At 38.6% G+C, this 9,847-nt stretch carries 8 protein-coding genes, 11 tRNA genes and 1 riboswitch; of the genes, 1 reads left to right on the forward strand and 18 read right to left on the reverse strand.

The genetic code is table 11. The features are described from left to right. From MWJ95_RS24110 to MWJ95_RS24135, 6 genes are all read right to left on the reverse strand, one after another. Window positions 1-266, reverse strand: a 266-nt coding sequence (locus tag MWJ95_RS24110) for a hypothetical protein (RefSeq protein ID WP_249107377.1), incomplete at its 3' end; no start/stop codon positions are given. A gap of 118 nt (window positions 267-384) precedes the next feature. Beyond that, complete coding sequence (locus MWJ95_RS24115; protein ID WP_249075649.1) at window positions 385-1,074, reverse strand: ABC transporter permease; 690 nt, start codon at window positions 1,072-1,074, stop codon at window positions 385-387. Then, window positions 1,067-1,990, reverse strand: coding sequence for an ABC transporter ATP-binding protein (locus tag MWJ95_RS24120; RefSeq protein ID WP_249107378.1), 924 nt, complete (start codon window positions 1,988-1,990; stop codon window positions 1,067-1,069). The genes MWJ95_RS24115 and MWJ95_RS24120 overlap by 8 nt, the downstream gene beginning before the upstream one ends. Window positions 1,991-2,127: 137 nt before the next feature. Beyond that, a complete protein-coding gene (locus MWJ95_RS24125; protein ID WP_249107379.1) occupies window positions 2,128-3,063 on the reverse strand; it encodes a sensor histidine kinase in 936 nt (311 codons plus the stop codon). A 5-nt stretch (window positions 3,064-3,068) separates the two neighbouring features. Next, window positions 3,069-3,761, reverse strand: a complete 693-nt coding sequence (locus tag MWJ95_RS24130) for a response regulator transcription factor (protein ID WP_249107380.1) — start codon at window positions 3,759-3,761, stop codon at window positions 3,069-3,071. Window positions 3,762-3,989: 228 nt separating this feature from the next. Further along, window positions 3,990-5,450 (reverse strand): amino acid permease, encoded by a 1,461-nt coding sequence (locus MWJ95_RS24135; protein ID WP_249107381.1) that lies wholly within the window; start codon window positions 5,448-5,450, stop codon window positions 3,990-3,992. An 86-nt stretch (window positions 5,451-5,536) separates the two neighbouring features. Continuing rightward, window positions 5,537-5,713: riboswitch (Lysine riboswitch) on the reverse strand. A 176-nt stretch (window positions 5,714-5,889) separates the two neighbouring features. Between MWJ95_RS24135 and MWJ95_RS24140 the strand changes: the two genes are divergently transcribed. Then, entirely contained in the window at window positions 5,890-7,098 is a 1,209-nt protein-coding gene (locus MWJ95_RS24140) for a CynX/NimT family MFS transporter (protein WP_249075654.1), read from the forward strand. A gap of 137 nt (window positions 7,099-7,235) precedes the next feature. Here the strand turns inward: MWJ95_RS24140 and MWJ95_RS24145 are convergent, their stop codons facing one another. The 12 genes from MWJ95_RS24145 to MWJ95_RS24200 form a co-directional block, all read right to left on the reverse strand. Continuing rightward, window positions 7,236-8,285, reverse strand: coding sequence for a nitric oxide synthase oxygenase (locus MWJ95_RS24145; protein WP_283164812.1), 1,050 nt, complete (start codon window positions 8,283-8,285; stop codon window positions 7,236-7,238). A 615-nt stretch (window positions 8,286-8,900) separates the two neighbouring features. After that, a tRNA-Glu gene (locus tag MWJ95_RS24150) sits at window positions 8,901-8,972 on the reverse strand. A gap of 1 nt (window position 8,973) precedes the next feature. Then, window positions 8,974-9,050: transfer RNA gene (locus MWJ95_RS24155), tRNA-Asn, on the reverse strand. A 4-nt stretch (window positions 9,051-9,054) separates the two neighbouring features. Continuing rightward, window positions 9,055-9,131: transfer RNA gene (locus tag MWJ95_RS24160), tRNA-Ile, on the reverse strand. 8 nt (window positions 9,132-9,139) lie between these two features. Beyond that, window positions 9,140-9,213: transfer RNA gene (locus MWJ95_RS24165), tRNA-Gly, on the reverse strand. Between the two features lie 3 nt (window positions 9,214-9,216). After that, a tRNA-Phe gene (locus MWJ95_RS24170) sits at window positions 9,217-9,292 on the reverse strand. Between the two features lie 7 nt (window positions 9,293-9,299). Then, window positions 9,300-9,392, reverse strand: a tRNA-Ser gene (locus MWJ95_RS24175). Between the two features lie 13 nt (window positions 9,393-9,405). After that, window positions 9,406-9,481: transfer RNA gene (locus tag MWJ95_RS24180), tRNA-Ala, on the reverse strand. Between the two features lie 15 nt (window positions 9,482-9,496). After that, a tRNA-Pro gene (locus MWJ95_RS24185) sits at window positions 9,497-9,573 on the reverse strand. A 17-nt stretch (window positions 9,574-9,590) separates the two neighbouring features. Further along, window positions 9,591-9,667, reverse strand: a tRNA-Arg gene (locus tag MWJ95_RS24190). Between the two features lie 15 nt (window positions 9,668-9,682). After that, window positions 9,683-9,755: transfer RNA gene (locus MWJ95_RS24195), tRNA-Lys, on the reverse strand. Between the two features lie 15 nt (window positions 9,756-9,770). Next, window positions 9,771-9,845: transfer RNA gene (locus tag MWJ95_RS24200), tRNA-Gln, on the reverse strand. Window positions 9,846-9,847: the final 2 nt, after the last annotated feature.

Consider the following 9,847-nt stretch of genomic DNA (forward strand, 5'->3'; position numbering starts at 1 on the left):
TCGCACAGATAAAACATTTGTTGCTGCCGCTTTGCTTTCGCACAGATAAAACATTTGTTGCTGTCGCTTCGCTTTCGTACAGATAAAACATTTGTTGCTGCCGCTTTGCTTTCGCACAGATAAAACATTTGTTGCTGCCGCTTTGCTTTCGCACAGATAAAACATTTGTTGCTGTCGCTTCGCTTTCGTACAGATAAAACATTTGTTGCTGCCGCTTTGCTTTCGCACAGATAAAACATTTGTTGCTGCCGCTTTGCTTTCGCCATGCCTTTAGCCTTCGTTCCCCTATAGCTAATCCCCTAGGAGTCGCCAAGTCTCCTCTTCAATCAACTTTTATATGGTATACAATTGTCACCCCTACTACGATGCGCTATTTTTTCAACTTTAAATATCTATTTTCTCAATGTTTCGGAATGATAAATAGGCTACGCTTATACCGATAATAGCTAAAGTGATTGGTATGAAAATTATATCATACAGGGTGAAGTTGCCTGAATTCGATGATACGACTGATACAATTAATATAGATGATACAATCGTTGCCGGAATAGAGTATTTTTTCATACCAAAATACAATGGTATTAATGCGATGCATGATGATGAAACTGCATTCATAATCACAGCGGGAATTCGTTGTATTATGAAAGAAAGCGTTAATGTATCCGGAAGCAATTGGAAACTCTCACTAACAGTACAAAAAACTGCTGTTACAAAAATAGTCGATAAAATAATTGCACAAAAAGTAAAAAGAACAACAATGGCTAGCTTTGAAGCAATTAATTTTTTTCTACTTAATGGATACATAAATGCTACAGTGATGGTTCTATATTTGAATTCTCCAATAATGAATTTAGCGATTAACACACTAGCAAAAATAATAAATACTGCTCTTACACCTGAATCTATAAAGCCAAATGCCGCCTGATAATTTCTGAGATCTTGATCCCCTTCTACTTTAGTAATAAAGATAAGCAGAAATATAACACCTAGTATTATAAAATTTGCTAAAACGGCTTTTTTTATATATGAACCAATATGGTATTTTTTCATTTCTAGCCGCATTAAATTAAGCACTAGCTACACCTCCATTGATTAACTTCAAGAAATAATCCTCTAATGAGCTTGTTTTTTTGCTAATGCCCTCAATTTCAATATCATGCTCAATCAATGTTTTAGATAGCACCTTTTGGGAAGCCGTTGATTCATAAATTCGAATACAATAATCATCCATTAGTTTGAAGTTAGTAATGTTCAATTTACTTTCTATAATAAAGGCAGCCATTTTCGCATCATTAACAATCACTTCAATATAATCTGCTTGACTACGGTTGACAGCGTCCATTGATACTTCCTTAATTAATCTTCCATCTTTAATAACCCCAACTGTATCTGCCAATTGTTCAATTTCACCCAAAATGTGACTAGAGATAATAATCGTAATTCCATACTCTTTACAAAGCATCTTAAATAGCTCTCGAAGCTCTTTAATGCCAACTGGGTCTAGTCCATTAATCGGTTCGTCTAAAATAAGTAATTCCGGCTTCGTAATAATTGCACGTGCAATACCCAATCGTTGTTTCATTCCAAGAGAAAAGTCTTTCACACGCTTATTCTCTGTATTTGTTAACTTTACTAAATCTAGAACATGGGTTATCTCTTTCTTGTCATAATAGCCCATATATTCGCAATGTAATTCTAATGTTTCCTTTGCTGTTAAATCTTCATAAAAAATCGGGTATTCGATAATCGTTCCCATCCTTTTTAGCACATCGTATGAGCGGTCCATTAATTTTTCACCAAAGATTTCAATATCTCCACTCGTTGGCTTCGTAAGGTTTGTTAACATTTTCATGACTGTCGTTTTTCCGGCACCATTAGGACCTAAAAACCCGTAAATCTCTCCCTTTTTCACATGCATAGTCACAGCAGAAACGACTTCTTTTCCCTCAAACACCTTTGTAAGCTGATTTGTTTTCACAATATATGTCATGTAGATCTCTCCCTTAAATTTAGCTATCCTTATTATAAAAAATGAAGCTCTCTAATTTATTACTTGATTCTTACAAATTTCTTAAGTGCAGAAGAAAAGCTTGTAAAGCCATAAAATTGCTCTACAAGCGCGGCTGCTCAGTATGTCATTCGTTTTAAAGAAACTGTAAAAATAGTCTTCTCATATGGGATACTAGAAAGCTGGATAGAGCCCTCCATTAATTCTACAAGACGTTTTGTAATCGTTAAGCCAAGACCGCTCCCTTGAAAGGATTTATTTCTAGAATCCTCAAGCGTATACAATCTTTCAAAAACATTATCAATATGATATTCGTCAATCCCCTTACCACGATCCCAAACATCAATAAAAATAGTAGTATCATCATTTCTTACCGTGAGCCCAATGATGTTTCCTGCAGCACCGTAGGCAATAGCATTTGACAATAAATTATTCAGTACCCTATCTAACGCTTCTTCATTACCAAGGGCATACATGGACATTTCTGGTATTTCTATATCAATCTCTAATCCCATAGACGTGACCATATCGTAAAATGATAAAATATTTTTTCGGCAAATTTCACCTACATTAATTTTCGTCATTGGATAATCTGTATCTCCTGCCTCCAATTTTGCCAGGTCAAAAAATGTATGAATTATTTTTAATACTTCCAATGTTTTAGAATGAACACCAATGAGTAACCTTTGCCGCTCTTCATCACTAAGTGACTGATTAAGCTGCAGCATTTCCGAATAACCTAGTACAACTGTTAAAGGCGTTTTAAGATCATGCGAAATATTGGCCAGCATTTTTTTCATGGAGCTTTCCATTTTTCGATGTGTTGCCCGCACTTTTTGATTGTGATCTAACAACGCATTCATCACAATAAGTAGCTGCTGCAATTCCTGATTGACCGTCGACACTAAAATCTTTTCGTTCGATTGTTCATCAATGATTACTTGCAGTTTTTGATGCATGTATTGAATCGTAGCGTCCTGTTGCCTTTTTGCTCTCACCTGAAAAATAATAATTCCTACGAGTAACACCATTATCAGTAATAAAAATATAATCATAGCGTTTACCCTTCAAATTTATAGCCGATGCCCCAAAGCGTTTTAATATATTGCGGATTGGATGGATCGTCTTCAATTTTTTCACGTAATCTTCTTATATGTACATTAATAATGTTTTCATCCCCATAGTAAGCATCATTCCAAATCAATTGATAAATCTGCTGCTTTGTAAAAACACGATTACGATTTGTTACAAATAATTTTAAGATGGCAAATTCCTTCGACGTTAGCTTTAGCATTTGTCCATTCTTCTCTACCGAAAAATTAACAAGGTCAATCAATAAGTTGTCTACCTCTACTATATCTTTCTTATCCTCTTCTTGATTGGCGTATTTTGTAGCTCTTCTAATTGCGGCTTTGACACGCGCCGAAAATTCCAGCATCGAAAATGGCTTGGCAATATAATCATCTGCCCCCAACCCTAGGCCTAACGCTTTATCGACATCACTATCCTTAGCTGACATAATGATAATCGGAAGTGATGCTTGCTCTCGTACAATCTTTAAAACTTCTAATCCATTAAGTTTCGGTATCATAATATCCAAAATTACTAAATCGAAGGGATTGTTTAAACAATTTTGTAGTGCTTCTTCTCCATTTACGGCAGAGGTAACAAGGAACCCCTCCATCGTTAAATAGCTTTCTACCATTTCACGAATGGCTTGGTCATCTTCTACTAATAAAATATGCTTTTGCACCTTCACGCACCTCTTTCCAACATATCTATTGATTGCCATTTATACAACAGTCTACCACATCCGGACTTACCACCAAAAGTAGGCAAAAATTTTGGAAACTAGAAACCCTCCGTTTAAATCTGAATAAATAAATTTTATCTATACAAATTTCTGAGGTTTCTATATTTCATACCTAAAAAAACTGTCCTGCGAGCATTTTTATAACTCACAGGACAGCTTTTTTATTAATTATTCGACTTTTAAATCACATTGCTCTAGTGGAATCATTTTTGTTCTATGCTTAATTTTATAGCTAAGCCATAACAGCAAGAACAGTGGAATACCGATATACGAGACAAGGACTCCGTACCAGTCTATTGTATTACCCATAAAGGCATTGTAGTTTTGTCCAATAACAACAATCATACAAACCGTAAAGGCAAACAGCGGACCGAATGGAAATAGCTTTGCTTTATACGGCAACAATTTCGGATCTAAGCCCTGTACATCGAACGCTCGACGGAAACGGTAATGGCTAAATGCTATTCCTAGCCAGGCAATAAAGCCAGACATCCCGGAAGCATTTAGAAGCCACATATAGACCACACCATCACCAAAGAATGAAGCTAAAAATGCTAGGCAGCCTACTGCTAAAGTCGCCAATAATGCATAAATTGGAATACCTCGACGACTTAGTTTAGTGAAAAATTTCGGTGCATGTCCATCTACCGCTAATTGCCAAAGCATACGTGACGATGCATAAAGCCCTGAATTCCCTGCTGATAGCATCGCTGTTAGAATGATAGCATTCATCAATGAAGCAGCAAAGGCAATTCCTAAACGGTCGAACACCAGTGTAAATGGTGACACAGCAATATCTTCAGATAACAAACGTGCGTCTGTAAATGGAATCAGCATGCCAATTGCACCAATCGCTAAAATATAAAATAAAAGAATGCGCCAGAAAACCGACTTAACTGCTTTCGGAATATTTTTTCCAGGGTCATCTGTCTCGCCTGCTGTTATTCCAAGTAGCTCTGTTCCTTGGAACGAGAATCCCGCAGCTAAGAAAATACCAAATGTAGCAAGGAAGCCACCGTGGAATGGTCCATCACTGATAAAGAAATTCGTAAAGCCTACAGGAGCTTTTCCTCCTAAAATACCAAAAATCATTAAGAAACTAATGATTATAAAGATAATGACAGTTACAACCTTTATCATGGAAAACCAATATTCACTTTCACCATAGCTTTTTACCGATAATAGATTAAACGTTAAAACGACCGCAATAAATAAAACAGTCCAAAGTGCTGATGAGCTATCTGGGAACCAATATTTCATAATTAATGACACAGCAGAAATCTCTGCCGCAATTGTTATTGCCCAGTTGTACCAGTAGTTCCAACCAAGTGCAAAGCCTAGAGCTGGGTCTACAAATTTGGTAGCATACGTACTAAATGAACCCGATGATGGCATATAGGCTGCCATTTCTCCTAAGCTCGTCATTAAAAAATACACCATGATACCGATTAATGCGTAGGCGAGTAGTGCACCTCCAGGACCTGCTTGCGCAATGGCACCTCCACTAGCTAAAAACAATCCTGTACCGATTGTACCGCCTAATGAAATCATTGTAATATGACGGCTTTTTAATTCTTTTTTCAACTTCGGCGCTTTATGACCGAGCTGATTGACTTTTATCTCACTCACGTTATAGCTTCCTTCCTTTTATAAGAGGCAAAAAAATGCCATCACATGAACATTACTGTGATGGCTAAGTAAATCCTCTGTTCTTTCAAAATGATAGCTCAACACGTTGTTCAAACGTGACAGTTCTGTTCCTTTCGGAGACAGCCCCAGCATGAGGTTTTCAAGTCCCCTCACACTTCGGCAGTATTTCCTTTCAACTAATATCTCTAATGCTTGTCATTTCCATTAGCATACTCTTAAATACCGCGACCTCTACCTCACTATAAACATGAGGTATATAAATATTAAATTTATGATGGGTTTTAGTTTAACATACGACCTATGCCATTTCAATAACTCGAACAATGTTCGGTATTTTGTGAATTTTCCACTATTTTGATTAGTGTGATAAAGTAGTATAGTAATTCAATCAAAATTGTTCTAACAGGGGGGGATTTACTTGACTACACATGAACATACCGATACTTATTCAAGCAGGAAAATTAACTGGAAAGGTACAACCTTATTACTAGTTATCGGCGTAATTTGTATTGCTTCGACATTACGGATGCCGCTAACAGTGGTTGGACCTATTATTTCCTTTATCCGTGAAGATCTCGGCATATCTAATATACTAGCGGGCTTTCTAACAACGATCCCACTACTAGCATTTGCAATCATTTCTCCATTCGCACCAATTGTCGCACGTAAATTGGGGCTAGAAATAACATTATTTTTATCAACTATTCTTTTAGCGTTAGGAATTGTACTACGCTCCCTTGGCACAACTAGTTTACTCATAGTCGGTACTATGTTAATCGGCATAGCCATTTCATTCGGTAATGTACTAATTCCGGGATTACTTAAATTAAAGTTTCCCTATCACGTAGGTTTACTTATGGCATTTTTCACAATGTCGATGAATTTAACAGCTGGACTCGGTGCTGGCATTAGCTATCCTGTTGCCAGTTCATCACTTGGCTGGCAAGGAGCGCTGGCAATCGCACTTGTTCTTGTCGTGTTAACCATTTTAATTTGGATTCCGCAGTTGAAATTTAATAAGCCTGAACCGACTGTTAAAACAACGAAAGAACGTACACCATTATGGAAATCTCCTGTTACTTGGGCAGTAACGGGCGCTATGGGGTTTCAATCATTATTATTCTACACAACCGCCGCTTGGATTCCTGAAATATATATATCACAAGGATTAGCTGCAGATCGTGCAGGGTGGATGTTTTCCATCATGCAATTTTCACAAGTCCCAATGGCTTTAGTGGTGCCTATTATCGCTAGTAAAATGACATCTCAACGACCTCTCGTATTAATGTTTACTGTATTTTACTTAGTTGGCTTTATCGGAGTAGTGATGGAATGGAAGAGCCTCGCTGTACTGTGGATGGTGCTACTAGGCTTAGCTGGAGGGGCTTCATTCGCTTTAGCAATGATGTTCTTTACACTACGTACCCGTACAGCTTTTGAGGCAGCTGATTTATCAGGGTTTGCCCAATCATTAGGGTATTTATTAGCCGCAATCGGTCCAATCTTATTTGGTTATTTGCATGATTTATTCGGCGGCTGGAATACCGCGGGTTGGTTATTTGTCATCGTAGTATTAATACTCTTCATATGTTCATTTAGAGCTTCTAAAAATGAATATGTGAATTAATATCCGCCGGAGGCTTTAACTTCTTTCAGCGGGTGCTCGGATATCCTCTGAAAGAAGTTAAAAAGCACTAGTTTTAAACAAACCAGTGCTTTTTTTTATTTGCGAAAGACAACATTCAGTATATAAATAAAACAGTTCTATTCATACATTGGTTTCTGATAAAAATAGTTCGGTGTATTATAAACATTAACATAAGGCTTATGGAAAATATGCGTTGTAGCTGGTGAAAGAGGTGGGATCAACCACGTCCAATTGCCTGTAACTTTACGATCTATTGCTGCTTCTGTTTCCTCGAACAATTTAAATTGCTGTGCAGCTGTATGATGATCTACAATGCTGACACCGTCCTCTTTAAAGGAATGTAGAACTGCAATATTCAGCTCAACTAATGCACGATCACGCCATAGAGAAGCCTGTCTAGTTGTATCGAGATTGAAAATTTCTGCAATAGCAGGAAGCATATTATAACGTTCTTGATCCGCTAAATTACGTGCCCCAATTTCTGTACCCATATACCAACCATTAAATGGGGCGGCCTCAAAATCAATACTTGCCATTTGGAAGCGCATGCTTGAAATAATCGGCACTGCATACCATTTCAATCCTAACTTCTCTATTTGAGGAGATCCTGGATGACGAATTGGTACCTCGAGTATATATTCATCAGGAATTATAAACACCTGTGGCTCCTTTCCATCCACCTGTACAATAAGCGGAAGGATATCAAAGGCTGTTCTTTCACCTTGCCAGCCAAGTGATTCACATACTTTTGTAAAGTCAACTGAATGCGGATCACCAACGATCCCAGACTCCGTTTCATAGCCAGCATAACGAATTAGCTGATGATTCCATATACGAACTCGCCCTGGTGCAAAAACCGTTATTGTTGGGCGAATTTTCCCACCATTAGTTGCATACTTAATATGCTCAAGCAAAGCAGTGAAGATACCCTCTTCATTTGAAATATCACGGGCATCTACAACATGTAGCGATTGCCAAAACAATCGACCAATACACTTATTACTATTGCGCCAAGCCACTCGTGCACCAAAGATTAATTCTTCTGTTGTCGGTATATATTCGCCTGCTGTTTTAATTTGCTGTAATTTATTTTCTAGCCATGTTTTCGACTTATTTTGTTCTACTTGATAAAGTTCTAAAAACTGCTGTACTTCATGTAAATTCATATCGAATTCCTCCATCTACCCTCATATTAGAGGAATAGAACTATATTCACCACGAAAATATCTGCTAGAAAACATACATCTTTTATATATGAAATACTTTGTTCAATATTTAATATCATCTCTTTTATTTTTCTAAATTTATTTATGGATTAGGGTTCCCATTTTGAGTAGACATTATAAAAATTAGAGGAAATTACAGAGGAAAAACTATTGAGCATGGTTTTTTAATGAATTATATCTTGGCATAATTGCGTCCGGAATTGTCCTTTCGCTTAGCCTGTATTGAGGATCGACACGATGTCGTTGATTTTGGTAATGCCGTAGGACGTGGCATTTTACTGTTACAATCAATTAGCCGTTACCGCATGGATATGATGATTTTAGGCTAACACCCTACATGAAATCCCTTCCGATTCCGTGACATCCGTCAAAGGCTTTAACTTCTATGCCCAAGTATAGACAAGAGAAGCCTTCAGTCATTATCCCCATCTCAATATTTAAGAGTAGACGTTACTACCTGGGAATTAGAGATACAATTTCATTCATGAATGGTATCTTGTTGTCAGTATAGTTGGCATAAAAAAAGCATGTCGCACTAATGTGCAACATGCTTGATGACCCGTACGGGATTCGAACCCGTGTTACCGCCGTGAAAGGGCGGTGTCTTAACCACTTGACCAACGGGCCGTGGCTCCGAAGGCAGGACTCGAACCTGCGACAACCTGATTAACAGTCAGGTGCTACTACCAACTGAGCTACTTCGGAATAATGGTGGGCCTAAATGGACTCGAACCATCGACCTCACGCTTATCAGGCGTGCGCTCTAACCAGCTGAGCTATAGGCCCATTATTTTTGGAGCGGGTGATGAGAATCGAACTCACGACATCAGCTTGGAAGGCTGAGGTTTTACCATTAAACTACACCCGCATATGGTGGGTCAGGACGGAATCGAACCGCCGACACTTAGAGCTTCAATCTAATGCTCTACCAACTGAGCTACTGACCCGGAAAAATGGAGGAGGTAGAGGGATTCGAACCCCCGCGCGGTGTTACCCGCCTGTCGGTTTTCAAGACCGATCCCTTCAGCCAGACTTGGGTATACCTCCGGAAATATATAAATGGTGGAGCCTAGCGGGATCGAACCGCTGACCTCCTGCGTGCAAGGCAGGCGCTCTCCCAGCTGAGCTAAGGCCCCAACAATAAGGAAAGATGGTCGGAATGACAGGATTCGAACCTACGACCCCTTGGTCCCAAACCAAGTGCTCTACCAAGCTGAGCTACATTCCGATACTATTAGGCTTTTTTGGCGCGCCCGACAGGAGTCGAACCCATAACCTTCTGATCCGTAGTCAGACGCTCTATCCAATTGAGCTACGGGCGCAATTATAAAAAATGATGAGCCATGAAGGACTCGAACCTTCGACCCTCTGATTAAAAGTCAGATGCTCTACCAACTGAGCTAATGGCTCAAACTAAGAAATGAATGGCTGGGGTACTAGGATTCGAACCTAGGCATGACGGAATCAAAATCCGTTGCCTTACCGCTTGGCTATACCCCAAT

Source organism: Lysinibacillus sp. Bpr_S20, from assembly GCF_023337835.1.
Lineage (GTDB): Bacteria > Bacillota > Bacilli > Bacillales_A > Planococcaceae > Lysinibacillus.

What these genes read in the sequence shown, in the direction of transcription:
- MWJ95_RS24120 (WP_249107378.1), bottom strand. Translation starts at nt 1,990, where the DNA reads ATGACATATATTGTGAAAACAAATCAGCTTACAAAGGTGTTTGAGGGA.
- MWJ95_RS24125 (WP_249107379.1), bottom strand. Translation starts at nt 3,063, where the DNA reads ATGATTATATTTTTATTACTGATAATGGTGTTACTCGTAGGAATTATT.
- MWJ95_RS24145 (WP_283164812.1), bottom strand. Translation starts at nt 8,285, where the DNA reads ATGAATTTACATGAAGTACAGCAGTTTTTAGAACTTTATCAAGTAGAA.